Origin of the sequence: Larkinella humicola, assembly GCF_008727875.1 — a bacterium.
Taxonomy (GTDB): Bacteria; Bacteroidota; Bacteroidia; order Cytophagales; family Spirosomataceae; genus Larkinella; species Larkinella humicola.
Map to the genome: position 1 here is coordinate 550,984 of NZ_VTWS01000004.1, position 25,301 is coordinate 576,284.

The window sequence follows — 25,301 nt, forward strand, 5'->3', positions numbered from 1 at the left end:
ACGCTCCTCCGGAGCTTAGGTAAATGTTGCGGGTGGTTTTTGCTATTGACATACTATCCCTCCGGGGTAAAACCAACATTTCTACTTTTCTGCGTATACCAACAATCGTTACGTCCCATTCTGCTTGTTCATTTCGAATAAGGGATTTTAATACAACCAACCATGAGTTTATCAGGAATTAGTATTCAGCGGCCCGTGCTGGCCGGTGTGCTGTCCGTATTGATTATTCTGTTCGGAATTGTCGGATTTTCATACCTCGGAATCCGCGAATATCCGGTCACGGATTCGCCCATTGTGACCGTCACGACCACCTATCCGGGTGCCAGCCCCGACGTCATTGCTTACCAGATTACGAAACCGCTGGAAGAATCCATCGGGGAAGCCAACGGCATTCGCACCATTTCGTCCGTTTCGCGGGAAGCCGCCAGCGTCATTACCGTCGAGTTTAATCTGGATGCTGATCTGGAAGCGGCCGCCAACGATGTGCGCGACAAAGTGACCAAAGCCCGGCGGTTGCTGCCCGGCGACGTGGATGCGCCCATCGTGGAAAAAGCCAATGCCGGTGATATTGTGATCTTTATGGCCGTGGAAAGCAAAACCCGGAGCATTCTGGAAGTGAGCAACATTGCTTCGACGGTGATCAAAGAACGGATGCAAACCATTCCCGGTGTGAAACGCGTGGGGATTGCGGGTGAGAAAAAATACGCCATGCGGCTGCGCATCGACCCGTCGAAACTGGCGGCTTACCAACTGACCCCCTCGGATATTGAGCAGGCATTGCGCAAAGAAAACGTCGATTTGCCATCGGGCCGGGTCGAAGGGGATCAGAACGAGCTAACAGTTCGGACGCTGGGCCGACTGACGCAGGAAGCGGATTTTAACAACATGATTATCCGACAGGAGGGTAGCACCATCATTCGGTTTAAAGACATCGGTTTTGCCGAATTGGGCGCCGAAAACGAGCGGACCGCCATCCAGAACAGCCTGAAAGGAAATTCCCCGACGATCGGGGTGTTTGTAGAACCGCAGCGGGGCGCCAATGCCGTCGCCATTGCCGATGAGTTTTACCGGCGGTTGAAAGAACTGCGCAAGGAAATTCCGGCTGACTACGAACTGACAATTGGCAAAGATTTTACCGAACCCATCCGCGATTCCATTGCCGAAGTGGAAGAAACCCTGTTCATCGCCTTTGGCCTGGTGATTCTGATTCTGTTCATTTTCCTCCGCGACTGGCGTTCCACCATCATTCCGGTGGTGGCCATCCCGGTTTCCATCATCTCGGCTTTTTTCATCATGTACGCGGTCGGTTATTCCATCAACATCCTGACGCTGTTGGCGTTGGTGCTGGCGATTGGCCTCGTGGTCGATGACGCGATTGTGGTGCTGGAAAACATTTACGCCAAAGTCGAAGAAGGCATGAGCCCGATTCAGGCGGCTCTCCAGGGATCGTCCGAAATCTATTTTGCCGTTATTTCGACTACCATTACGCTGGCAGCGGTTTTTCTGCCGATCCTCTTTTTACCGGGAATCACCGGCAAACTCTTTCAGGAATTTGCCATTGTTGTAGCCGGTTCGGTGCTGGTGTCGGCTTTCGTGGCCCTGACGCTTTCGCCCATGATGAGCGCGTATTTGCTGAAACGGCAGGAAAAACCGAACTGGCTGTACCGCAAAACCGAACCGTATTTTGTCGCTCTGAACCGGGGTTACGAGAAATCGCTGGCGTGGTTTCTACGGTTTCGCTGGACGGCATTCGTCGCGCTGGCGGCTACTTTTGCCCTCATTTATGTCATTGGCAAACAACTCCCGTCGGAACTCGCGCCGTTGGAAGACCGCTCCCAGATCAGTCTGGCGGTTTTGGCTCCGGAAGGCTCGTCGTACGAATACACCGAAAAATACATGAGCGAAATCGCTAAATTTTCGGTCGATTCCACACCCGGATTGTTCCAGACCTATTCCATTCTGGCGTTGACGTTTGGCCCACCGGCTCCGGTCAACCTCGCGATTCAGAACACCTTTCTGAAAAAAGCGGACCAGCGAACGACGACCCAGGCCGACGTCTTTCAGATTTACGCCCGCAATGCGCAGAATTTCAGGGGCGTACTGGTCTTCCCGGTTCAGCCGCCCACCATCGGGAGCCGGTTTGGTCAGGCGCAACCCGTTCAGTATGTGTTGCAGGCGCAGAATCTGGCGACCATCACCGAAGTGTTGCCCAAATTTCTGGCTGAAGCCCGAAAAAGTGAGGTGTTGCGGTTTGTCGATTCGGATTTGAAAGTAAACAAACCCGAACTGGTCCTGAAAATTGACCGGGACAAAGCCGCCGAACTGGGGATTTCCGTGGTCGAAATAGCGCGCGGTTTGCAACTGGCGCTGAGTGGTCAACGCTACGGGTATTTCATTTACAACGACCGGCAATACGAAGTCATCGGGCAACTGCAACGTCAGGAACGCGATACGCCGTATGACCTGAAAGCGATGTTTGTCCGCACCCGAACCGGTGACATGGTTTCGCTGGACAACCTCGTTTCGTTCCGGGAAAGCATCAGTCCGGCGGCTATTTACCGCTACGATCAGGCGATTTCGGCGACGGTTTCGGGCGGTCTGGCACCGGGAAAAACCATTGGCGACGGCGTTGAAGAGATGAACCGCATTGCCAAAAAAATCCTGCCGCCCACCATCAAAACCTCGCTGGCCGGCGAATCCCGGGACTTTTCGGAAAGTTCATCGAGCCTGTTGTATGCCTTTATTTTCGCGCTGGTGCTGATTTATCTGATTCTGGCGGCCCAGTTTGAAAGCCTGGTCGATCCGTTTATCATTCTGCTGACGGTGCCGATGGCGATGACCGGTGCGCTGCTCAGCCTCTGGCTTTTCGGCCAAACGCTGAATATTTTCAGCCAGATCGGGATCATCACGCTGATCGGTTTGATTACCAAAAACGGGATTCTGATTGTCGAGTTCGCCAACCACAGCAAGGAGCAGGGATTGAGTACGCTGGAAGCCGCCAAAGTGGCAGCAGCCTCACGGTTCCGCCCGATTCTGATGACCAGTCTGGCCATGATTTTTGGCGCGATCCCTATTGCGCTCACCGAAAACAGCCGTAATTCCCTCGGAACGGTCATCGTTGGCGGTCTGCTGTTCGCCGGATTATTGACGCTCTACATCATCCCTGCCGTGTATTCCTATTTTTCGCGGGTCCCGAAAACGAAAAAAGAAGAAGTGCTGGAATTAGTCTGAACACCGTATTACGACAGAAAATCTCGCTTTTTGTCCCTCAATCCCCTAAAGGGGACTTGGACGCAGCTTAATCCGGAAGCAGAAGTCCCCTTTAGGGGATTGAGGGGCAAAAAGCGAAAATCATAAAAACTCATGAAACCGCTTGTGTATAAGATGATCCTTTTTACCATCTCGATTCTTCTCCTCACGGGAGAACCGGCCTTCGCGCAGGTGCGACCGTTGACGATGGAAAACGCCGTGAAGCTGGCGTTAGAGAAAAACCGTGATTTGCAGGTGGCGACGCTGGAAACCGCCAAATCCACACAGAAAGTCCGCGAAGCCCGGAGTTACGCCTTACCCACGGTGGCGGCTTCGGCCCAATACTTGTATTTTCCCCAGAAGCAGGTTTCGTTTTTGCCGGGCAGTTTCGTCGGTCTGGGCGAAAATCAGTTGGCCACGTTCCGGGTCGGCGGATCGAATGCGTTTGTGGGCGGTGTTGCGGTGTCACAACCGCTTTTTCAGGCCGGTATCCGGTCCGGGATTCGGGCCGCGCAGATTTACGAAAACGCATCGGCTGAAGGTTTGAATGAGGTTCGGGCCGGGGTGGTTACCGAGGTTAAAAAAGCGTATCTGGATGTGTTGATTACGCAGGAACAACTGCGGCTTCAGGAACAGAGTCTTTTGCGGAACGAACAGGCGCTGCGGGATTCCCGCTCGCTGCTGGCGCAGGGCCGGGCGTCGCGGGTGGATACGTTGCGGGCGTTTGTGTCGACCGAAAACCTGCGACCGGAAATCAGTCGCCTGAACAACCGGGTGGAAATCACCAAAACGATTTTGAAACGCACGATGGGGCTGGACGAGCAGGAAGCGATTGCATTGCAGGATTCGTTGCGGTATGATAAAACCGGGTTTGTCACACCCGGAACCGATGCGTTTTTTGAAGCCGTTCAGGCGCGGCCGGAAGTGCACCGGCTGGAATTGACGGAGAAACTGAACCGGGAACAAATTGCCTTACAAACCGCCGAACGCGCGCCCAAACTGTCGGCGATTGGCCTGCTGCAATCGCAGGCACAAGCCAATCATTTAAAGCTGGCGGACTATAGCTGGCCGCTCAGTTCGTACGTCGGTCTGCAAGTGAACGTGCCGATTTTCAGCGGTTTTCGAACGGTTTCCCGAATTCAGCAGGCGGTTATTACCCGGCAGCAGAGCGAAACACAGTTGGTCAATCTGAAGGAAATGGTTCGCGCCGAGGTCAAAATTGGCCTTTCCAACGTGGAAGAGGCCCGGCTTCGGATCGAAACCCAGCGGCAAACCGTAACGGTGGCCGAACTGGGTTACCGCATCACCCGCGACCGCTGGAAACAGGGCATTGCGTCGCGGCTGGAGCTTTCCGACGCTGAACTGTCGCTCACCCAGGCCAAATCCAACCATTTGCAGGCGGTTTATGATTTCCTGACCGCGTCGGTGGAGTTGGACAAGGTGATGGGGCGGATTCGATAAAAAGGGACAAGAAAGAGGATAGACCAGAGAATAGAGACGAAACCGCTGTGTTTAATGGTCTTTATTCTCTGGTCTATCCTCTCTTGTCTTAATACGAAACCGGGCCGTAAACCAGCCGCAAATACCGTTTCTGCAAGTTGGAAAAATACGTCCAGAGGAGTAAGGATCCAATGAACAGGGCGCTGAACGACAGGGAATCATGGAGATACGGAATGGCCATCAGAATCAGTAGCGAAAACCGGCTGATTTCCAGGTAAAACACCCACTGCCGCTGTTCGAGCAAGGCCCCGCAGTTGACCAGCGTAATGAGGATGAACAGGGAAATCAACACCTGATGGTAGACCATAACCTGGTTTTCCAGAAGCAGGAAGACGAATAGAATACTCAGAATACCAATGAGTTGCCCCAATACGTAACCCCGAAACCGGCGGCTGGTGGCATGAACGGTCGACCGGGACAAAAACCGCTTTTCCAGGACATCCCGAACTTCCGGGTCGATATCGTCCGGGCGGCCAAAGAGGACTTTGATTTTGGGAACAAAACCCGGTGTGCGCCGAACGGTTTCGGCCAGTTCCATCATAAAATGGAATTGCTGCCACAAAAAACTGTGGCTTTCGAGCGGTTTGGTCAACCCGTAAACCAACTCGTTGGCGTCTTCTTTTTCTTCGACAAACGTGCCGAACAATTTGTCCCAGATGATCAGCACATCGCCATAATTTTTGTCGAGGTATTCGGGGTTGCTGGCGTGGTGAACGCGGTGGTGCGAGGGCGTCACCAGAATGTATTCCAGCCAGCCGAGTTTGCCAATGGTGCGGGTATGAATAAAGAACGGGTATAAACCGTGCAGAATCAGCATGGTCGAAATCATCCCGGCCGGAAAACCGATCAGGGGCAGAATCGTCCAGAAACCGGTTCGGATGAGGGCTTGAAAAACCGTGATCCGGGCGGAGGTCGTGTAGTTGAAGTCCTCACTCTGGTGGTGAACGACGTGGGCACTCCAGAACAAATTGATCTCGTGGGCCAGCCGGTGATACCAGTACCAGACCAGGTCGGTTGCCAGAAAGAGCGCCACCCAGCCCAGAATACCCGGTTTCAGATCAAAAATCGCGTAGTGTTTGTGAATGTAGTCGTAGACGAAATAAAAAGCACCGACGGTGAAGGTGTCAAGCAGTCGTTCGGCAATGCCAACGTTGATGTTGGCGACTGAATTGTTGAATCGAAAATAGTCCTTTTTCTGCCATTTGGAAACCAGATATTCCAAACCCATAAAGAACAGAAAAAAAGGGACAGCGAAAGCCATCCAGTTTAGTCCCAGAGATTCCATACGTGTTGTCTACAAAAAATTATAAAAAAACTGACTAGAAGATTATCTTTTAATCGTTTTCATACGTGAGTCTGTGTCAATTCGCAGAGAGAGAGCAATAAGGCTCCCGGCTTTACAAACAACGATTCGAGTCTATGGACCAGGAAATGCAGTGAATCGTTGCGGCTTCATTCTGCGAATAACGTATATACGCGTTAAAACAGTTCGCTCAGGTGTTATCTTTCTTTAATGATATTTGTCAGTCGATTTAATTTGCACGTTACCCGGCTAATCGCGATGGGAATTCCGGCTATAACCGGCAGAGACGTTCCCCGGCCTCCCGCAACACATCGTCGTCTTTGGCGAAACAGAAACGCAGGATGTTGTAGTCATTCTTCTGGCGGTAAAACACCGAAACCGGGATCGACGCAACGCCAATTTCTTTGGTCAGCCGGATGGCCAGGTCATAGTCCGGTTCATCCGTAATGGCCTGATAAGAAACGGTTTGAAAAAAACTGCCTTCCGTGGGCTGGAACTGAAACCGGGAGCCGCGAAGGCAGTCGAGAAACAAATCCCGCTTGCGTTCGTAAAAAGCCGGCAGCGTTTCGTAGTGTTCCGGATTTTTCAGATAATCGGCCAGCGCGTATTGAACCGGTGTGATGGTGCTGAACGTCAGGTACTGGTGAATTTTCCGGAACTCTACGCTTAATTCTTTGGGTGCCAGGCAATACCCGATTTTCCAGCCCGTAACGTGAAACGTTTTTCCGAAGGAGCCGCAGACAAACGTCCGCTCCTGCAAAACCGGGTGGGTGGCCAGCGAGTGATGCGGTCGGCCATCGAACCGGATGTGCTCGTACACCTCGTCGCTCACGATCCAGATGTCCCGGTGGTGCACCAGCGCGGCCAGTTGTGCCAGATCTTCCGCCGTCCAGACGCGGCCGATTGGGTTTTGGGGCGTATTGACGACAATAAGCCGGGTTTTGTCCGTGATTTTACTGCGAACTTCCTCCCAATCGACGCCGTAGGTGGGTGGTTTCAGCGTCACATAAACCGGCACACCACCGTTCAGTTCGATGGCCGGAACATAGCTGTCGTAGGCCGGTTCGAAAACGATGGCTTCGTCGCCGGGCCGGATCACCGCCGTAATGGCGGCAAACAAGGCCTCCGTGGCACCGGACGTAACGGTCACTTCGGTTTCGGGATGGTAGGAAACGCCGTAGAGTTGTTCCGTTTTCCGGGCCAATGCTTCGCGCAAGGCCGGAACGCCCGTCATCGGTGCATACTGGTTAAATCCTGTTTTCATGTACTGGTCCACCAAAGCAACCAGCTCGGGTGAACAGTCGAAACCGGGAAATCCCTGCGACAAGTTAAGGGCCCCCGTGTCGGTTGCTAATTTCGACATAACCGTGAAAATGGTTGTTCCCACCCACGGTAATTTGGAGGACAAGGCACGCGAAGTGGCTACATTCATGGGTTTTAACGACAAGGTCAATGGTCTACCGTACCAATAGAGTCGATTGATTACGGCGGTGATTCAGCCCAATTGACCCTGAAAAGTACAAAAAAATAGGATACGCCAATCGATACTATACTTTTTCTATAAAAATTGTAGGGATAATCTCGTCCAACCATCACCTACTCAGTTGACCGGCGGTTTTACTACTTTCAGAATTCCCTTCATCACCCGCCAGTGGCCGGGGAACGAACAGATAAACGGATAATGGCCGGGAACATCCGGGGCTTTAAATTCAAGCCGGTAGTTTTGGCCCGCGTTGACCAGTGGTGTCGCAAACAGGACTTCGGGCAGATTGGGAACAAAGTTCTTCTCAAAGCCGTCTTTCAGGGTCGCCATGGCGTCGGCGGCCTGGCCCACTTTCTCTACGGCATCCGGTTTCAGAATGACCACATTGTGGGGCATCAGGTCCGGATTTTCGAATACCAGCGAAACATACCGGCCCGTCTGCATGCGAATGGTGTCCTGATCGAAAAGCATTTTGGCCGGAACAGCCGCCAGTCGAACCTCCTTGGTTCCGCTGTTTTCCAGCATGGCCAGTGGAGCAGCGGCTTCCCGGGGCGGTAATTTTTGCGCCAGTTTTTTGCCGAGCGTAATCGCCTGATTATAAGGAACAGTATTGCGCTGGCTTTCGGGCGTAGTCTCCAGCCAGGCGATGAAGTTTTTCAGAACCGCACCGCGTTCGGCCTCGTGGCCCGGCATCGAAAACAGCACCTCGTAGGCGGTGGCATGAACCGGGTAAAAAGGCGAAACCGTTCCTTTCAGTCCCGGATCCGATTGTGTGTTTCGGAGTTCTTCGGGCACCTCGCGGGTCAGTGTTTTTACTTTTTCACGAAGCGCGGTTTGTTGATTTGGATTGGTCAGCCGGGAAATACCGTGCAGGTAATTCACGAGATTTGCTGGATTCTGTGAAGCCGTCCCCCAAACCCGTTGATCCGACTGGTCGAGGGTGATCAGTGCCGCAAAAGCGGCTGATTGCGTGACCTGATTCGGGGAAGACAATAAGCCAATCCATTGTTTATCAGTCGCTTTTAACTCTGCCGGATTCCAGTTCAACAGGATGGGAACGATGTCAGTGTCGCCCGTCAGTTCCGGTTTTTTCTGTAGGGTTTCAATCAGGAATTCCACCGGGCTGATCGACCGTTCCTGGGCCAGCGTGCGGATGGCTTGCACTTTTAGCTCCGGTTTTACGTCTTTTTTAGTCAGCAAGGCGTTTAAAACCGGGCTTGTTTGGGGGAATGATTGCAGTTCATCGGCCGTGGCGCGTTCCAGCAAATAGGCAGCGGCTTGGGGGTGGTCGGCCAGAAACGCCGGATTTTGTTTGAAACCGGCTAACCAGACCGGTTTTAGATACGTAAACGTCTCATTGATCGCATAGTCGAGGGAATAATCCGTTGGGTAGTTCAATACATCCAGCGCGGTGGTCAGTGCTTTTTCACCGGAAAAATGACTCAGGGCGATGATGGCTTCAAGCCGAACCCGGGGCGATTGGTCGTTGATTAGCTCCCGAAACCGGTCCAGCGGAGAGGTCAGCCGGTCTCGCCAGTAAAACAGCACGCGGGTTGCAGCCGCTCGGGCCCGGTAATTTTTGGCGTGTAACAAGGTTGTTAGCAGGCTTTCGTCGACGACGTCGAAATCCTGAAAAAGCCACAGCGCTTCCAGCAAATGGAGTTCATAATCGGGCTGGTTTTTATCTAACTTGGTGACCCATTTCCTGAGTTCCGGCACCACTTTTTCCGGACTCTGTTCCCGGAGCCGCATCCGCGAGCGATACCGAAAACGGTCTTCGTACCCTTTCAAATTGTTCAGTAAGTTCGGAATGGTCTGCCCGGAAATGTCCTTGGTTGTTAGCAACGGATTCGCTTTGTAGGTAATCCGCCAGATGCGTCCGTGCCGTTTATCCCGTGCCGGATCGCGCGGTGGGTTTTCGCCGTGCGAGATCAGCGGGTTGTACCAGTCGACCACGTAGAGGGCGCCGTCGGGACCAAATTTCAAATCAACCGGGCGAAAGTTCGGGTCCGACGATTGCAGCAGCGGTTCCACTTCCTTACTCGTCAGCCCCGACCCGGTTTCGATGAGCTGGTGCTGTTTGATGCCCTGAAAACCGATGGCGTTGTTGATCAGGAAATTTCCCTGCACATGGTCCGGAAACTGGCGGCTCGATACGATCTCGATACCCGCCGTCGGGCGGACCCGCGTCGTGGTAAACGTGTTGATTCGGGGGTGTTTATCGGGGTAATCGATTTTCCCGCGCAGGGGCGTGGCGTCATAATTCGAACCGTCCGACGCATCGGCGATCAGGTGAATGCCCCAGCGCTGGAACACGTTTCCCCAGGGATTGTTGTAGCCGTACGAAATATACTGGCTCAATTTGCCCGTTCGGGGCTCATAGCGATACGTGGCACCCGTGTAGGTGCGCACCGGGCCGTAGGGCGTTTCGACCTGCGTATTCAGAAAAGTCCCTTCGTGAAAATACAGTGCGCCATCCTGACCGTACGTAAACGCGTGGGTGGCATGGTGGCTGTCTTCTGCGCCAAAACCCGTCAGAACCATCTCGCGCACATCGGCTTTATCGTCGCCATCGGTGTCTTTTAAAAACAGAATATCTGGTTCCTGCGACACGTAAATACCGCCGTTTCCAAACTCAAACCCCAGCGGCAGGTACAGATTGTCGGCAAAAACCGTGTGCTTATCGGCCCGTCCGTCGCCGTTGGTATCTTCCAGAATCAGGATTTTGTCGTGGACCGGAATGCCGGGAATATACTGCGGATACGTCGGCATCGTGGCAACCCACAACCGTCCTTTGGCATCGAACGCCATGGAAACCGGTTTGGCCAGCGGAAAGTCTTTTTCGGAAGCAAAGAGGTTGATTTCGTAGCCTTTGGGTAGCGTAAATTTCTCCGTCGTGGCGGGTTGCAATGCGCCTTCGGCAATGGAAGTGTGGTGGGCGTGGGCGTCTTTGGCGAGCGGCCGGCTTTGTTTTCCGGTCATGTGTGTCACGAGAAAAGCCGCCTGAGCTGCCGGGTTGGATCGTTCGTCCACAATCGCCACGGCCCGGTTATAGGCTTCTGTTCCCGGACTTTTCCCCAGTTTCCAGACCACCGAATCGAGCGAGGCCACCATCCGGTTTAGTTTCCGTAATTCGGGCGGGAACGAGATGACGCCGAACGGTTCTTTCCGCCGACCGTAGATGTATTCGCCATTGACGGCCCGCCAGCGGTAGAAAAAATGATCGTCCTTCATTTTAATCACCTGCCGCAGCTTCGTTGAATGCTCCGTTGTGAGGTTTAAGGCGACGGTTTTTGCGTCGAAACCCAGTTGCCGGGCCATCCAGCGGGCCGTTTCCTGATAGCCTTTGTCATTCAGGTGGATACCGTTGATGGTGATCGGTTCGCCCGGTTTTGCGGTCATCCGGGCCAGCGACGGTTTGAACAAATCGATAAAAACGAGGTGTTGCGATGCCGCTACGTTCCGCATGGCTTCGGTATAAACCGCCAGATTCTCGTTGTGTGAAACCGGGTCGGGCCAGTGGCCACCGCGTTTTTCGTGGGCAATCGGCGACACCAGCACCAGTTGTGGAATCGAACGTCCGTTGAATTTTTGGGCTTGCAGGAGCTGAATAAACCGGCTCAGATCCTGTTCAAACTGCGGCAAACCGGCTTTTCCCTTGAACGACTCGTTCATGCCGAAACACAGGAAAATGATGTCGGCTTTCTGCTCGGTCAGGTCGTGATACAAACCTTCGATGTTGAGGGCGACCGGCATTTTGATCGGTTTGTCGTACCAGCTTCGGAACGACAGGTCCTGCGGGTCTTCGGTCGTTTTGGGGGCGTCTTCGCCAAACCATGGAAAGTTGAGGGGACGCGGTTGAAGAGCCACTTCGTCGGCACTCCAGCCCATGTTCCGCAGCGTCAGTTGCCGGTCCGGATAATTCCTCTGAAGTAAAGTCTCGAAATAGTTGTAATACCGCATCCGGTCGGCAAAGGTGTTGCCGAGCAGAATGATGTGGTCGTTTTTTTGGGGATTGAATACCGCAGCCTTGTGTTGTCCCGCTGCCGGGTTCGAGGCAAAATAAGTGAATAGGAGAATCAGAAGGCTGGTTTTCAGGAAGTACCGGTTCATGGCTCAGGCGTTGGTATCGGGTAATACATCCGTAAAAGCCGGTAGCCTTTTAGATACTACTTTCCATTTGATAATCACCCTCAGGATTTAGCCCTTCTGGTTACCCCGGAGGGGTATTCCGTAAATAGAAATGCGCGATCTATACCGCTGATTTTAGCCCCGGCAGGGGCGTACTACGTTTTATCAGAACGCCCCTGACGGGGCTTGGAATACGGATTTACGGGCTGTTTCTATTTACGAAGACCCCTCCGGGGTAAACAGAAGTGCTACAAATCCAATTCTTTAGACCAAGCGGATTGGATGGTATATAAATGAACGAGAACGAATAGCGAAGTGAATCAATACGTTACCAAAACCGCCCCCCGGTATTCCGGCAGCAAAGGCTGGTTGGTTTTGATCAGGTAATGGTAACTCCCCGCCTGAACCTTTTGACTGCGGTAGGTGCCATCCCACGGTTTGTCGTAGCCTTTCGAATGAAAAACGACCTCGCCCCAGCGGTTGTAAATCGTGATTTCGCAATCGGGAAACTGATCGGTATTGCGGATTTCAAACGCGTCGTTGATGCCGTCGTTGTTGGGCGAAAAAACGTCGGCAATAAACATCCGCTTCAGCACATCGACCCGCACACTTTTCTCCGTCCGGCAATCACCGGGGGCCAAAACCGTCAGTTTGTAGGTGGTTGGAACTTCCGGACTGGCCTCCGGATTCTGGCTGGTGGGGTCCGACAGACGTTCGGGCGGCTCCCACAGAAAACTGGTGGTCTGCCCTTTAACGGTCGGTTTCAGCGTTACCGTACTGCCCATGAGCACACTTACCCGTTCCGGCAGGTTCACATCGGCGGGCGGTTCAACCCGGATTTGCCGGCTGATCGTAACCGGACAGGCGGAGGTTGCTGCATAGGTGTAGGTAATGGTATGCAAACCGGCTCCGGCTTTGCCCGGATCAAACTGACTGCCCGTTACGCCCGGCCCCGAAAACGTCCCACCCGCCGGGCTGGCCACCAGCAGCAGCGGTTCGGAGCGCGTGGCGCACACGGGAGCCAGGCTGTCGAACTGCATGGCCGGACGCGGAATAACCGCCAGCGTTAAGGGGGGCGAAAGGGCCTGACAACCGTTGCCGTCCGTGATCCGAACCTGATAGGTGCCCCCTTGTCCGACCAGCCGGGTGGCGGCATCACTCGTGTTGAGCGAGGCCGTATTGAAGTACCATTCGTATTGATACGGGTTTCCGACAGGGGCATTCAGCCGGACTTCCTGATCCTGGCAAATCGCCGAAGCCGAACTGGTCAGCGTCGCTTTGGGATTCGGATTGACGACAACCGAGAGACTGTCGCGGTTGGTGCATTCCATTGAAGACGTAGCCCGGACGCCGTACAAACCGGTTTTGGTAACGGTGAGCGAGGTGCTGGTGGCTCCCGGCAAAACCGCGCCGTCTGCGGTCCATTGGTAGGTCACCGCGTTTTCCTGCGGAACCGACAACACCAGCGATGCGCCTTCGCAAATGGGCGGTTTTTTATCCGGTGTAATTTTGGCTGCGGGTGGAGGCAAAACCCTGGCGCGGGTGATTTTTGACGTCGTATCATTGCCGCAGGTGGTGGCGAAGCTCTTCACGACTGCATAATCACCGGCTTCCGTGACGGTCAGTGTCGGGGCAGTGGCCCCCGGAATGTTGGAGCCGTTGCGTTGCCACTGATACGACCAGAGCGGGTTCGACTCGGTCGAAAGCAGGGCGGTGGCGCCTTCGCAAAAAGGCAAATCCAGCGTTTCGACGTTGCGATAACTGATGATGGGCGGGGGGGGCGTGGTGTTGCCGCAATCGACCACCGGCATCTGAAACTCGCGCCGGATGGCACCAATCCGAACGCCATTGCGGTATTCTTCGCACAAAACCGCAAAAATAAATAACCCCGTTTGGTTGGCCGTTACGCTCAACTGGCCGGTTTGTGGGTCAATTTTCAAGGCTGGGTTTCCGGGAATGGAACTGGCAGCACTGTAGCCCGGCGACCAGTTTACTTCCGGGTAGGTCGTGTGCGACCGCCCGTCGCCAACGGTGTTTTGGGGGGTATTGTCGGTGTAACCGGCCAGTGGCGTAACGAGCGAGTAGCGGAGCTGATCGCCGTCGGCGTCGGTGGCGCTGAAATCCAGTTTAAACGGTTTACCAACGCAGATGTATTCGCCGTTGGGAAAATTGAACGCCGGGCTGGAGTCGAGAAAGGCGGAACCGCTGCGCACGATGGCCGGAAACTCCATGTAAAACACCATGCCTTCGCCACCGGGATTCTGGATGTTGCTTATGTCGGCACTGCGGCAACAGCGATCCCAGACGACGTAATAACCGCCGGGATCGTTGTAGGTGGCCGGATTGAGGTAAACGTCGGTGCTGTAGTTCATGCCCAGGACACTCAGGTTGCGCAGATCGGCGCAGGCCTGGTTGTCGTACCGAACCCGCTGGGAACCGGTTTGCCGGACGGTTGCGGTATTGACGCGGACGTGATCGCTTTTTCGAAAAATATAAAGGATAATCTCGCGTTCGTAGGTGTCGGGCGTGGAGTTGGCCTGATCCAGATACAAGGTGAGCGTCAGCGTGTAATAATTGGTACGGGTCGTTGCCCGCAGACTCATGTCTCCCCCATAGATGTGTTTCCCGAAGCCAGCTGGCAGCAGAGCAAGGTTCAGGAATAAACTACAAACGGCAACCCAAAGCCACCGAAATGCCGGAACACCTGACGTGAACCGACCCAACAACACGGTCATAATACAGTTTCGTAGAAGGTTGAAGCATAAAAAACTTGCTGACGGAATAGGGTGTGTATTCGTATGAATCGAAAATATACGAAGTTTCGAGTCTATAAGTTACCTAAATTGACGGAACGGTATACTGTATAAGACCGAAAAGCCCCGCAAAGCGTTGCGGGGCGAAGAAAAAAGGAAGGAGGCTGGTGGGTTAATTCACAACGTTTCGTGGTTTTCCGGCAAAAAAGGCCCGAATGTTTTCGGCGGTTTCGTGTAAAAGCCGCTGGCGTGATTCCTGCGTGGCCCAGGCCAGGTGGGGCGTAACGATGCAATTCCGGGCCGAAAACAGAGGATTGCCCGCCGACGGGGGTTCTACCGACACGACGTCGAGCCCGGCCCCCGCCAGCCGATCCTGGTTGAGGGCTTCGGCCAGATCGGGTTCGTTGATAAGAGCACCCCGGCTGGTATTAATCAGAAATGCGGTGGGCTTCATCTGGTTCAGCAGCTCGCGGTTGACAAAGGCGCGGTTTTCGTCGGTGACCGGGCAGTGCAGCGACACCACATCACTTTCGGCAAAAAGCGTCGCCTGATCGACGTAGCGAATACCGGCTGGCGGCTCCTCGTCGGTGTGACGGCGGTTGACGAGAATAGTCATGCCAAAGGCCAGGCCAATGGCCGCCACGCTTTTTCCGATATCGCCATAACCGACGATGCCCAGCGTTTTGCCGGCCAGCTCGACCAGGGGCGTTTTCCAGTAGCAGAAATCCGGGTTCCGGGTCCAGTCGCCCGCCCGCACACTGTCAGCGTGTAAGCCCACCCGGTTGGTGAGTTCGAGCAGCAGCGCAATGGTCAACTGAGCCACCGACGGAGAGCCGTAGCCTTTCACGTTCGTCACCACAATGTCGTGCTCCCGGGCGGCTTTTACGTCGATGATGTCGTAGCCAGTGGCTGTCACGCCGATGTACCGCAGTTTCGGAAGTTGTTCCAGCGTCTCGCGGTTCATTTTTACCTTATTGACCAGCACCATATCGGCCTCTTTCAGTCGGTCGATCAGTTGGTCGGGCGCGGTGCGGTCATGTAGCGTGACCGTGCCGAGGGAGGTGAGGGGCGTCCAGTCGAGGTCGCCGGGGTTCAGGGTGTAGGCGTCAGCGTAAACGAGGTTCATGAGCAAAGGGGAAAGAATGCTGAAAGATACGGGGAAAATGGGCTTCGTAGAATGATAAATATCAAATGATAAATGATAAATGTAAAAGTGCCGGATTGGAAACTACTTTTACATTCATCATTTATCATTTGATATTTATCATTCTTTATTTTTTTCCTAAACAGACCCAATCACAAACGCCAATGCCCGGCGTTCCGCCCACGAGAATTCATCCCCGCGAACGGCAAAACCCACGTGACCGCCGGTTTTGGGCGTTTCGAGGTAGAGATACGGGTGTTTCTCGGCCAGCCAGGCGGGCGAACATTCGGGCGACAGCAACGGGTCGTTCTGGGCGTTGACGAGCAGCGTCGGAACGGTAATTCCGGCCATGTAGTTGACGGCCGAAGCCTGTGCGTAGAAATCATCCGCGTCGCGGTAGCCGTTCACCGGAGCCGAAAAATGGTGGTCGAAATCGCGCCAGAGCCGCACCTGATCCAGCTTGGTCATGTCGAGTTTACCCGGAAAGAGGTCGGCTTTCTGCTGCATTTTAATGATCAGTTTCTTCATAAACCGATTGCGGTAAAACCGGTTTCGGGGCAGATCGAGCTGTTTGGCGCTGGCTTCCAGATCCGTCGGTGACGAAACCGCCACGACTTTCCGGATGACGTCGGGCAACTCCCTGCCGTGAACCCCCGCGTATTTGAGCACGATGTTTCCGCCCATGCTGAAGCCCACGAGCGCTACTTCGCAGTACGGTTTGGTCTGCAGCACGTGGGTGATCACTTCGGCGATGTCGCCAATTTCGCCGTGGTTGTAGAGCCGGAACGCCCGGTTCATCTCGCCACTGCACGAGCGGCAATTCCAGGCCAGCACATCCCAGCCCTGTTGGACAAAAAGTTTGGCCGTTGCTTTGATGTAGTGCCGGTTGGAGTCACCCTCCAGCCCGTGGGTCATGATGACCAATTTATCACGTCGTCGGTCGATCCAGTCGAGATCCACGAAGTCGCCGTCGGCCAGGGTGAGCCGTTCCCGTTCATACACCACCCCTTCCACTTTGCGGAGGATGCTGGGAATAATGGTCTCAAAATGACCATTGATCAAATACCGGGGTGCTCCGGGGTAAGAAGAATGTCGGAGAACCGGCATATCATAACCTTTTAGTCGTTAATGCTGTTAATTTTAACGAAATTTAGTCCGGTTGGTTCCCCTTATGGAAATTGCAAAGTATTTATCGGTTTTAGTAGCCAGCATGTTGAAGTTTGTTGGCGGCCCCGTAACCGGCGTCGCGGTGGGTCTGACGTGGCTGGAAACCTGGCTGTGCACGGTAATCGGGATGATGGCCAGTGTGGTGCTGGTGACGTATGCCGGAACGGCCCTGCAACTCCTGATGGCCCGGTTTCGGCGTTCGGCTCCCAAACGATTTACCTCCCGGACGCGGCTGGCGGTGAAGATTTGGAAACGCGCCGGGATGATGGGCATTGCCTTCCTGACGCCCCTGCTGCTGACGCCCATCGGTGGGACGATCCTGGCGGTTTCGTTTAAAGTGAGCCGTTCGCTGATTTTCAGTTACATGCTGATCAGTGCCTTATTCTGGGGCATTGTGTTTACGCTGGCTATCTACGAATTGCCGGAGCTATTCAGCCGCTTTGGCGGGAATGGGCTTTTGCGGAAGTGAAGAGAATTGGCGGTTCGGGAGTTCTCACAAAAACACGGAATAATACCCTTTCTTACCCTGCACAACCGCACTAAAAATCAACCGCTCATTGCCAACCCAGCGCGGTGCAAATTCCCCCGATGGGTTCAGACCCGGCAGCAGTTTGATTTGTCGAACCTGGCCCGTTGTCAGATCCCGAACCCAGAGGCTGTACGATTTCGTGAGCCCGTCGGTCCGTGAACTCAGGAAAGCCAGCATCTTGCCATTGGGCGAAAACGACGGATGGGTATCGATCCAGCCGGGTTGGGTTTCAAAATGACTCAGTTCGCCACGTCCATCGGGCGAATACAGCGAAACCGTCGTCCGCCAGTTGTCATTGGAATTGTCGGTGCGGGCGCGTGATACGGCAATAGACTTGCCATCGGGCGACCAGTCCAGGAAGCTTTGCCGGATGTAATTCGATTCGCGAACGGGCAGGACGGGAGTGAGGGGCGTGGCAGAACCACCCGACGTCGCTATTTTCCACAAGCGGGATTCTTCGCTGGAAACCGTCGTGTATGCCAGCCACTGGCCATCGGGCGACCAGGCAACCGACCCAATCCGGCTCGCGTCCGCAACGGGAAGGGTTCGGCTCGTCTCAGCCGCCAGATCATATACAATAATTCCATTCTCCGTTCTGGAAGGGTAAGCCAACTGTTTGCCATCCGGCGAAAACGAGGCCCCCGCACCCTGGCGGTTCACGAGTTTTTTAGCAATTGGCTGCTCATTTTGCAGGGTAGCCACATACAGCGGTGTGACATACGTACCGGGTGTCTCCTGAACCAATCCGGTGTACGTTGCTTTCGCGCCATCGGGGGTTACATCCCCCCCGGAGACGTCTTCTAAAAAGCCAAATCCGGGGTAGTAAGCCGATTGCGAAAGAAAAGCGGTGCTGGCCATAACCAGATTGGAGTTCACGGAGGGTGTTCCTTTGTTTTTCGAGACAATGCGGGCCACTATTTGCTCGCCCATCTCCGAAGCGGGAATCCGGATTGATTTTTCGTCAGCGTCGAGAATCCGGTAGGTTTGAAACGTCCCTAACTCACTTTTGGCAATCTGAACGGCATATTCCTGGGCTTCTACGTCGGCCAGATCGGGGCAGGGAGCTGTAACGCAAACCACCCGATTGGGTTCCCAACTCAGGTCATAGAAAGCGCCTGATACGCCAATTTGCAACGTGACGGGTCGTACGCGTTTGGTCGGATCGACGGCTTTCTCTTTACAGGAAAGGAAGATCGTCAGCAGCATCAGCAAAGGCTGTGAGAGAAAGCGTTTCATCGTAAAACCGTATGCCGGGTTGGTTCGAGTGGAGACCCGGATTGCATCACAAAGGTTGTAAAATGCCATGAAACGTAAAAGACCCGCGACCGGCTGAATCGGTCAACCGGTCAATCGGGTTTGGTACTCAAACCGGAACGAAAAAAGGAAAAGCCGGTTTTTCTGATTTCTAAAAACCGCTCCTACCAGGCTTATTCACCAGTCAATCTTTCTTCGCAAATTCCTGGTTGTCCCGCGTGTTTTTCTGAACCGCGATGGCTCCGAATAGACCCAGCATAAACGCAAAGGCGTAAAATCCTTTTTCACTCGGCAACAGCGTCGCGTTCCATAGGCCGATGGTCAGCAGCGTAATGGCGAGGAGCGTTGAAAACCAGCAGAGTCCGTAATAAATATCCGTTACAGGATAGCCTTCCAGCCGGTCCCGGACGCTTTTCTGCAACGATACGACGGAAAAAAGGCCCATCATCAGAACCGTGAAATAAAATCCTTTTTCGTTTAAGAGCATTTCGGAACGCCAAAGTCCGATTAAATACCCAATCATGCCGGTGCCAAGAGCAACCCATGACGCGCCCACAAAAGCGGCCGATGTTTTCTGATTCATTGTGTTGTTTTCTGTTTGTAGTGCGTAACGCGGTTGTTGCCCGCCGTGCCCGTAAACCGGATCGGTGGCAGCGGTTACAAAAATAGCGTTGGGATGAAGCCGTCGGTAGTGCCAGTTTCTAACGAGTTACTTTGAAGCTACAAATGGTGATTTTCAGGCTTCCGCTGGTAGCTGGCACCAATGAATTACTTACAAACCGCCGTTTGATCAGCAAGCCGTTTCGATAACCGGTCCGACAGTTTTCCGAGGGCGGTGGAGTCTTTCAAAATACCATACCGTTCCACTTGATGAACCACTTTCCCGGCAGTCACCCTGATGGAAACCGAGCTCCGGTCGCAGCACTCCCCAACGGGCGTGGAACGCTCTTTTAGATAACTTTTCCAGTCAATTCCCTGAATCAAGTCTTGCCAGTCGGCGGCAGAAACCGGATTTCGGCAGATGACCCCAGATCGATTGCTCTGCGTTAAGGTATATTCCGTTGGGGTTACGGCAAGGTTCCAGGTCCATCCAGCAAAACCGAAATAGGAGGAGTATTCAATGCGGGTTATGTTTTCAGGCGCAATCTCTTCCGGTTTCGTACAGGCGCTGATTGCAGTAAGGAGACTGTAATACAGCAATTTGTGGAGCAATTTGTGGGACATATTTTCGTGTGTTTAGGAAGGAAGCAGACTGTTTTCTTTTTCCATAGGACTCCTGTCGACAGAAAAACGTTGGAATTAGCTTGTGCAATCACAAATATAATCATTCCAGTGACTTGATACAGAACCTAGATTTCGTTCAACCCACTCAGAATCCCCGTTTGTGCCAGCAAAACGAGACCGGTTCGTTCGGCCGCCAGGCCCGGTTCAATCTGGTGGCGGCATACTAGTTTTCCGTCGATGATCTCCGTTCTGAAGCAGTTAAGCTGCACGGTGTCGTTGTTTCGATACGTCGCACTGATTTCCGGGAGGTGCGACGAAACCAGGAACAAACTGCCGCGCTGCCGGATGAACGCATTGATCACCTGCCGCGAACACGCCAGCGCATCTTCCGGGTTCGTTCCCCGGAACAACTCATCAGCAATGACGAAAACCGTCTGGTGATCGGCGATCGCATCCGCTACGGCTTTGATACCCATCAGCTCACTGTAAAAATGACTATGCCCCAGTTCCAGGTTATCGCTGAGGTGAATGCTGGTGAATAAACCGTCGAAAAAACTGATTCGCAGTGATTGAGCCGGCACCGCCAGACCAAGATGAGCCAGATAAACGACAATTCCGCACGCTTTCAGAAAGGTGGTTTTTCCGCTCATATTTCCCCCCGTCACCAAAGACAGGCAGGAGGGAGCCGCCAGACTGTAGTCGTTGGTGATAGCTGCATTGAGCAGGGGATGTTCCAGCCCGGTAACCTGAAAAACCGCCCGCTCCGTATCGATAAATCGGGGGTAAACCCAACCGGCGGTTTGTGTAAAACGAGCGAGGGTGCCATACGCATCCAGTTGATAAAAAGCGTCGAACACAACCCGGACAGCGTCGTTCTTCTGCCGCCTGAGGATAAAGTCGGCTTGCAAAACCGCTGTCGGATGATCCGAATCACGCAGGGCGATTCGGATGGCCGGATCGTCAAAAAAAGTATTCAGTTTCTCGAAAACCGACTGGAGACAGGCTGGAAGCGGCTTTGCCGTACTGAGCCACCCGGTTTTTTCTTCGATGGCCCGCAAAACAAGCTGAATCGCAGCCGTTCCGCCCCGCAGCCGGTTGAAATCGTGCGGATGAAACCCGGAAAACCACCAGGCTCGTAGCTGTTTTTTCAGCCGACCCGTTGCCGAACTCCAGGCCAGGTTGCTGATGAGGTGGTTTTCGGCCGCCAGCACATACGCGTGGGCGACGTCGATGGTAAGCGGCTTCAGATGCCGGGCTACGAACTGAAAAAGAGCCTGCCGCTCCCTGATCTCGGGTAGCGTAGCACAGGGCGAAGTCAACAGGAGCTCGAGCGCATCCCGACCCCCATACGTTCGCGTTTTACCAAACAGGCCCAGAATACTTTTGTCACCCGGTTGTTGGGGCAGCAACTGCAGTTCGTGTAGCGTATGGATAGACGGTTTTTTCATGATCGGCTGGTGTGGCCACAAACCTACCAAAACCAATCGGCAGTCATTTGTTAAAAAATCACAAAACCGCCTTAGTCCAAAACCGGTTGTTTTACCTCGATCCGAAGCTGGTGGGTGTTGAAGACCTGCGAATGGGGAGCTACACTTTTGGTTAAAAACACACTGCCCCCAATCACGCTGTTTTTGCCGATGACGGTTTTCCCACCAAGAATGGTCGTGCGGGCGTAAATAATGACATTGTCTTCGACCGTGGGATGGCGCTTAGTTTCGGCCAATTCCTTGGCCACCTGCAGCGCCCCCAGCGTAACGCCCTGATAAATCGATACATTATTGCCAATGATGGCGGTGGCACCAATGACAATGCCGGTGCTGTGGTCGATCATGAAGGGAACACCGATCTGAGCCGCCGGATGAATGTCCGTTCCCGTTTTTCGGTGGGCATTCTCACTCAAAATGCGGGGTAAAACGGGGATGTTCAATTCCGTCAGCCGATGCGCAATCCGGTAAACCGCAATGGCGTAAAAGCCGGGATACGAAACTATGACTTCGTGAACGCTGGTAGCGGCCGGGTCGAATTCATTGATTTTGGTGGCATCGAGCCGAAGGTGGTTGTAAAGCGTTTCCAGCGATTCGTAAAAGGAAGCAACCGTCGCTTCCAAGTCAACTTTTTCCGGATCGAGGTAGCTCAGCAGAATATTCTCCAGATCGATCTGGTTCTTTTTCAGAATCCCGATGTACGTTTCTTTCTTGTGTAACCGGTTGTTGGGAAACAGGAACTCGAAGAGGTTATCCAGCCAGACAATGGAATCCTGAACGTTGGGTGTGGCCTCCCATTCGGCTTTATGCGTTTGATGGAGGATATCGATAAAGGCGTTGACAGTTGACATGGCTTGCGATGGATGATAAGAGACGAACGCTGGCAAAGCGGTTTGCTCTGCCAGCGTTCGGGGTTTACTTTTTCTGACGATTTCCCGACAAACGGTGGAGCGTGGAAACCAGGGCATCCACATCCGAACACGTATTGTAAAACGCTAAAGAAGGTCGAACCGTGCTTTCCAGACCAAACCGTCGCAAAATGGGCTGCGCGCAGTGGTGGCCCGTCCGAACGGCGATGCCTTCCTGGTTCAGTGCCTGACCGACTTCATCGTTGGAATACCCGTTCAGCGTAAACGACAGCACGCTGGCCTTGTCGGGAGCGGTTCCAACCAGCCGTAAACCGGGCACCTCTTTCAACAACCGGGTTGCATACACGAGCAGGTAATGTTCATACTGGTTGATGAGGTCGATGCCCAGTTTGCTGACGTAATCGAGTGCAGCCCCCAACCCGACGGCATCGGCGATGTTGCCCGTACCGGCCTCAAAGCGGGACGGTGCGTTGTGGTATTGGGTGTGTTCAAAGGTAACGTCTTTGATCATGTTGCCGCCACCCTGCCAGGGCTGGGTCTCGTTCAGCAGGTCTTCTTTGCCGTAAAGCACGCCAATGCCCGTTGGACCAAAAATCTTATGGCCCGAAAACACAAACCAGTCGGGGTTGAGAGAACGGAGATCGACCCGCATGTGCGACACCGATTGCGCCCCATCAACCAGCACTCTGGCCCCCGCCTGGTGAGCCCGTTCGATGATCTGTCTGGCGGGCGTTACCGTGCCTAACGCATTGGATACCTGCGTAAACGAAACCAGTCTGGTTCTGTGATTCAGCAAGTTAGTATACTCGTCAAGCAAAATTTGCCCGTCATCATCCACCGGAATCACCCGTAGCTTGACCCCTTTTTTGGCGGCTAACTGCTGCCACGGAACAATGTTGGCGTGGTGTTCGAGGTGGCTGACGATGATTTCGTCGCCGGCCTGCAGATTTTGCTCACCCCAGCTTTTTGCCACCAGGTTGATGGCTTCCGTTGCGCCCCGCACAAACACAATTTCGTTGGTCGAACCGGCATTCAGAAACTGGCGGACTTTCTCCCGGGCTTCCTCGTAAGCATCCGTAGCCCGGGCGGCCAGTTCATGGGCTGCCCGGTGAATGTTCGAGTTTTCGTGCTCATAAAAATAACTGATTCGCGCAATGACCGGCTTCGGTTTTTGCGTCGTTGCGGCATTGTCCAGCCAGATCAACGGGCGGCCATTGACGCGCTCCTGCAAAATGGGAAAATCCTGTTTGATCAGATTAACATCAAACGGCGGACTTCCCAGACTGCTTATCCCGTGGCGGTTCGACGGGGCCACCGTCGAAAACGGATTCGTTTCGTGAACGTGCGGCAACGAATGATTTCCGGCCAGAAAATAATAGTCGTTCAGCCTGGAAGGAGCCGAAACCGGTAGCTGTGGTTGAACCGAAAAGACGTTGACCGACGCAAGGGCCTGGAGTAAGTCTGTTTCGAAGGATTGCTCCGCAAACGGCAGCGCAAAACCCGCGTGGTTCTTTTGGGCGATGGACGGTGAAATGCCGCTTCCAGCCACCGACGGCGGCACTTTGCCCTGGCCGGTAACATGCGGATCGGGTAAACTGGTCTGCGGATTGGCCAAATCGACGCCATTGCCCTGATGCCCCGCCGACGGCGAAATACCACTGCCGGCCACCGACTGCGGCACTTTACCCTGGCCTGCAAACTTTGGGTCGGGCGGGGTCGTCTGTTGGGGAGCCACGTTAAACATATTCCACTGCTGAATGGCCGACGGTGAAACCCCGCTTCCGGCTACGGATTTCGGGATTTGTCCCCCGGCAAAATGCGGGTCGGGCAAACTGGTCTGCGGTTCTCCGGGATTAAACCGGTTTCCCTGACTTTGCCAGGGCTCAGCGTTGGTAGGCAGAACCGACTGGGGAGAAACGCCAAAAGGCGGTACGGTGCTGCCGGGGAGTGTCTTGAAAAATTCGTTTGCTAAACTTTCAAGAGCCTCAGCATCTAGAAAACCAGCCTCTGGAGGCTGGCCGAAGGGGTTAGTACTTATACTCATGGTATTTGCCAATTTCGACCTCTTCCAGTACGGCAATGGCGTCGTCTACCAACACGGCCAGGGAGCAATACAGGGAAATCAGATAAGACGCGATGGCTTTTTCGTTGATGCCCATAAACCGCACCGACAAGCCCGGCGATTGTTCCCCCGGTAAACCCGGTTGGTAGAGGCCCACAACGCCCTGACGGCTTTCACCGGTTCGGAGCAGCAAAATACTCGATTTGCCGTCTTCGATGGGGACCTTGTCCGACGGAATCAGCGGCAGACCCCGCCAGGTAATAAATTGGGAGCCAAAAAGCGAAACCGTTGGTGGCGGCACTCCCCGACGCGTACACTCCCGGCCAAACGCGGCAATAGCCAGCGGATGAAGCAGGAAGAAAACCCGGTTCTTTCCAGACCCTGGTGATCAGTTCATCCAGGTCGTCCGGTGTGGGCGCTCCCGTCCGGGTTTTGATGCGTTGAGCCGGAGCAATGCTGTGCAGTAAACCGTATTCTTTGTTGTTGATCAGCTCACTTTCCTGCCGTTCCTTGATGGTTTCAATGGTCAGCCGCAACTGCTCGCTAATCTGGTTATATGGTTTGCTATACAAATCTGATACCCGTGTGTGCACATCCAAAACGGTGTTGACAGCACTGAGATTGTATTCCCGTGGATTCTCAATGTAATCCACAAATGTCTGAGGAAGAGGACGTTCATCCCGTCCGGAGCAGTCGACTTCGACGTTGTCGGCATCTTTTACTTTGTTAAGCCGGTAGACGCCGGATTCAACCGGAATCCAGTTCAGCAAATGCGTCAACCAACGCGGGGTAATGGTCGACATCTGCGGTACGGTGCGGGTTGCAATGGCCAACTGCCGGGCCGCAACGTCACCCAAGGCGGTTTGGTTTTTGTTTACTTCTGCCATGAAAGTGTTGGTGGTTTTTGTAGATTAAGTATATGGATTTTGTATAGTAATTGGCCCTTGATTAAACGGGCTGACGATTGAATTGCAATATTAACCGATTTGTCAGAGATTAATAATTCAGGTGGCTGAAACGGTATAAAAAATGAAAAATCAGCATCTTTGAACACCGGCCGGAATGACCTTGCTTAGGTAGCCGGTTGTTTCTAATCAGGCGGTTTTCCGCGACAAGATCGTATCTTTCCACCCATTCGTTTCCTGTAAC

The 25,301-nt window shown here is 53.7% G+C and carries 16 protein-coding genes and 1 pseudogene; 3 read left to right on the forward strand and 14 right to left on the reverse strand.

Translation table 11 applies throughout. The features are described from left to right. Nucleotides 1-162: 162 nt before the first annotated feature. Nucleotides 163-3,231 carry an efflux RND transporter permease subunit gene (locus F0P93_RS18255; RefSeq protein WP_150878444.1) on the forward strand — a complete coding sequence of 1,023 codons (3,069 nt, stop codon included), beginning with the start codon at nucleotides 163-165 and terminating at the stop codon, nucleotides 3,229-3,231. A 132-nt stretch (nucleotides 3,232-3,363) separates the two neighbouring features. Further along, nucleotides 3,364-4,710, forward strand: a complete 1,347-nt coding sequence (locus F0P93_RS18260) for a TolC family protein (RefSeq protein ID WP_150878446.1) — start codon at nucleotides 3,364-3,366, stop codon at nucleotides 4,708-4,710. An 88-nt stretch (nucleotides 4,711-4,798) separates the two neighbouring features. Here the strand turns inward: F0P93_RS18260 and F0P93_RS18265 are convergent, their stop codons facing one another. From F0P93_RS18265 to F0P93_RS18290, 6 genes are all read right to left on the reverse strand, one after another. Continuing rightward, a complete protein-coding gene (locus F0P93_RS18265) occupies nucleotides 4,799-6,034 on the reverse strand; it encodes a sterol desaturase family protein (protein WP_225309542.1) in 1,236 nt (411 codons plus the stop codon). A gap of 289 nt (nucleotides 6,035-6,323) precedes the next feature. Next, nucleotides 6,324-7,484, reverse strand: a complete 1,161-nt coding sequence (locus F0P93_RS18270; protein ID WP_150878448.1) for a methionine aminotransferase — start codon at nucleotides 7,482-7,484, stop codon at nucleotides 6,324-6,326. 168 nt (nucleotides 7,485-7,652) lie between these two features. Then, the gene (locus F0P93_RS18275; RefSeq protein WP_150878450.1) at nucleotides 7,653-11,648 is read right to left on the reverse strand and encodes a PVC-type heme-binding CxxCH protein; all 3,996 of its coding nucleotides are present in this window, start codon (nucleotides 11,646-11,648) and stop codon (nucleotides 7,653-7,655) included. Nucleotides 11,649-11,986: 338 nt separating this feature from the next. Continuing rightward, the gene (locus tag F0P93_RS18280) at nucleotides 11,987-14,401 is read right to left on the reverse strand and encodes a T9SS type B sorting domain-containing protein (RefSeq protein WP_150878452.1); all 2,415 of its coding nucleotides are present in this window, start codon (nucleotides 14,399-14,401) and stop codon (nucleotides 11,987-11,989) included. Between the two features lie 190 nt (nucleotides 14,402-14,591). Beyond that, nucleotides 14,592-15,545, reverse strand: a complete 954-nt coding sequence (locus tag F0P93_RS18285) for a D-2-hydroxyacid dehydrogenase (protein ID WP_150878454.1) — start codon at nucleotides 15,543-15,545, stop codon at nucleotides 14,592-14,594. A 156-nt stretch (nucleotides 15,546-15,701) separates the two neighbouring features. After that, nucleotides 15,702-16,670, reverse strand: a complete 969-nt coding sequence (locus tag F0P93_RS18290; protein WP_150878456.1) for a YheT family hydrolase — start codon at nucleotides 16,668-16,670, stop codon at nucleotides 15,702-15,704. Between the two features lie 64 nt (nucleotides 16,671-16,734). On the opposite strand from F0P93_RS18290, the gene F0P93_RS18295 reads away from it, so the two are divergent. Beyond that, nucleotides 16,735-17,199: a hypothetical protein gene (locus F0P93_RS18295; RefSeq protein WP_150878458.1), complete on the forward strand. Its 465-nt coding sequence runs from the start codon at nucleotides 16,735-16,737 to the stop codon at nucleotides 17,197-17,199. 24 nt (nucleotides 17,200-17,223) lie between these two features. On the opposite strand, the gene F0P93_RS18300 is transcribed toward F0P93_RS18295, so the two are convergent. From F0P93_RS18300 to F0P93_RS31875, 8 genes and pseudogenes are all read right to left on the reverse strand, one after another. Further along, nucleotides 17,224-18,495, reverse strand: coding sequence for a TolB family protein (locus F0P93_RS18300; RefSeq protein ID WP_191908848.1), 1,272 nt, complete (start codon nucleotides 18,493-18,495; stop codon nucleotides 17,224-17,226). Between the two features lie 202 nt (nucleotides 18,496-18,697). Further along, nucleotides 18,698-19,096 (reverse strand): inner membrane protein YiaA, encoded by a 399-nt coding sequence (yiaA, locus tag F0P93_RS18305; protein WP_114404373.1) that lies wholly within the window; start codon nucleotides 19,094-19,096, stop codon nucleotides 18,698-18,700. 185 nt (nucleotides 19,097-19,281) lie between these two features. Continuing rightward, nucleotides 19,282-19,737 (reverse strand): hypothetical protein, encoded by a 456-nt coding sequence (locus F0P93_RS18310; protein WP_150878462.1) that lies wholly within the window; start codon nucleotides 19,735-19,737, stop codon nucleotides 19,282-19,284. A gap of 125 nt (nucleotides 19,738-19,862) precedes the next feature. Next, entirely contained in the window at nucleotides 19,863-21,185 is a 1,323-nt protein-coding gene (locus F0P93_RS18315) for a MutS-related protein (RefSeq protein WP_150878464.1), read from the reverse strand. A 71-nt stretch (nucleotides 21,186-21,256) separates the two neighbouring features. Continuing rightward, nucleotides 21,257-22,072, reverse strand: a complete 816-nt coding sequence (locus F0P93_RS18320) for a serine O-acetyltransferase (protein WP_150878466.1) — start codon at nucleotides 22,070-22,072, stop codon at nucleotides 21,257-21,259. Between the two features lie 64 nt (nucleotides 22,073-22,136). Further along, the gene (locus tag F0P93_RS18325) at nucleotides 22,137-24,134 is read right to left on the reverse strand and encodes a family 2A encapsulin nanocompartment cargo protein cysteine desulfurase (RefSeq protein ID WP_150878468.1); all 1,998 of its coding nucleotides are present in this window, start codon (nucleotides 24,132-24,134) and stop codon (nucleotides 22,137-22,139) included. Further along, nucleotides 24,118-24,453 (reverse strand): hypothetical protein, encoded by a 336-nt coding sequence (locus F0P93_RS31870; RefSeq protein ID WP_374756778.1) that lies wholly within the window; start codon nucleotides 24,451-24,453, stop codon nucleotides 24,118-24,120. The genes F0P93_RS18325 and F0P93_RS31870 overlap by 17 nt, the downstream gene beginning before the upstream one ends. A gap of 112 nt (nucleotides 24,454-24,565) precedes the next feature. After that, a pseudogene (locus tag F0P93_RS31875) lies at nucleotides 24,566-25,039 on the reverse strand (hypothetical protein); the annotation flags it as partial. Nucleotides 25,040-25,301: the final 262 nt, after the last annotated feature.

What these genes read in the sequence shown, in the direction of transcription:
- F0P93_RS18255 (WP_150878444.1), top strand. Translation starts at nt 163, where the DNA reads ATGAGTTTATCAGGAATTAGTATTCAGCGGCCCGTGCTGGCCGGTGTG.
- F0P93_RS18260 (WP_150878446.1), top strand. Translation starts at nt 3,364, where the DNA reads ATGAAACCGCTTGTGTATAAGATGATCCTTTTTACCATCTCGATTCTT.
- F0P93_RS18265 (WP_225309542.1), bottom strand. Translation starts at nt 6,034, where the DNA reads ATGGAATCTCTGGGACTAAACTGGATGGCTTTCGCTGTCCCTTTTTTT.
- F0P93_RS18270 (WP_150878448.1), bottom strand. Translation starts at nt 7,484, where the DNA reads ATGAATGTAGCCACTTCGCGTGCCTTGTCCTCCAAATTACCGTGGGTG.
- F0P93_RS18275 (WP_150878450.1), bottom strand. Translation starts at nt 11,648, where the DNA reads ATGAACCGGTACTTCCTGAAAACCAGCCTTCTGATTCTCCTATTCACT.
- F0P93_RS18280 (WP_150878452.1), bottom strand. Translation starts at nt 14,401, where the DNA reads ATGACCGTGTTGTTGGGTCGGTTCACGTCAGGTGTTCCGGCATTTCGG.
- F0P93_RS18285 (WP_150878454.1), bottom strand. Translation starts at nt 15,545, where the DNA reads ATGAACCTCGTTTACGCTGACGCCTACACCCTGAACCCCGGCGACCTC.
- F0P93_RS18290 (WP_150878456.1), bottom strand. Translation starts at nt 16,670, where the DNA reads ATGCCGGTTCTCCGACATTCTTCTTACCCCGGAGCACCCCGGTATTTG.
- F0P93_RS18295 (WP_150878458.1), top strand. Translation starts at nt 16,735, where the DNA reads ATGGAAATTGCAAAGTATTTATCGGTTTTAGTAGCCAGCATGTTGAAG.
- F0P93_RS18300 (WP_191908848.1), bottom strand. Translation starts at nt 18,495, where the DNA reads ATGAAACGCTTTCTCTCACAGCCTTTGCTGATGCTGCTGACGATCTTC.
- yiaA (WP_114404373.1), bottom strand. Translation starts at nt 19,096, where the DNA reads ATGAATCAGAAAACATCGGCCGCTTTTGTGGGCGCGTCATGGGTTGCT.
- F0P93_RS18310 (WP_150878462.1), bottom strand. Translation starts at nt 19,737, where the DNA reads ATGTCCCACAAATTGCTCCACAAATTGCTGTATTACAGTCTCCTTACT.
- F0P93_RS18315 (WP_150878464.1), bottom strand. Translation starts at nt 21,185, where the DNA reads ATGAAAAAACCGTCTATCCATACGCTACACGAACTGCAGTTGCTGCCC.
- F0P93_RS18320 (WP_150878466.1), bottom strand. Translation starts at nt 22,072, where the DNA reads ATGTCAACTGTCAACGCCTTTATCGATATCCTCCATCAAACGCATAAA.
- F0P93_RS18325 (WP_150878468.1), bottom strand. Translation starts at nt 24,134, where the DNA reads ATGAGTATAAGTACTAACCCCTTCGGCCAGCCTCCAGAGGCTGGTTTT.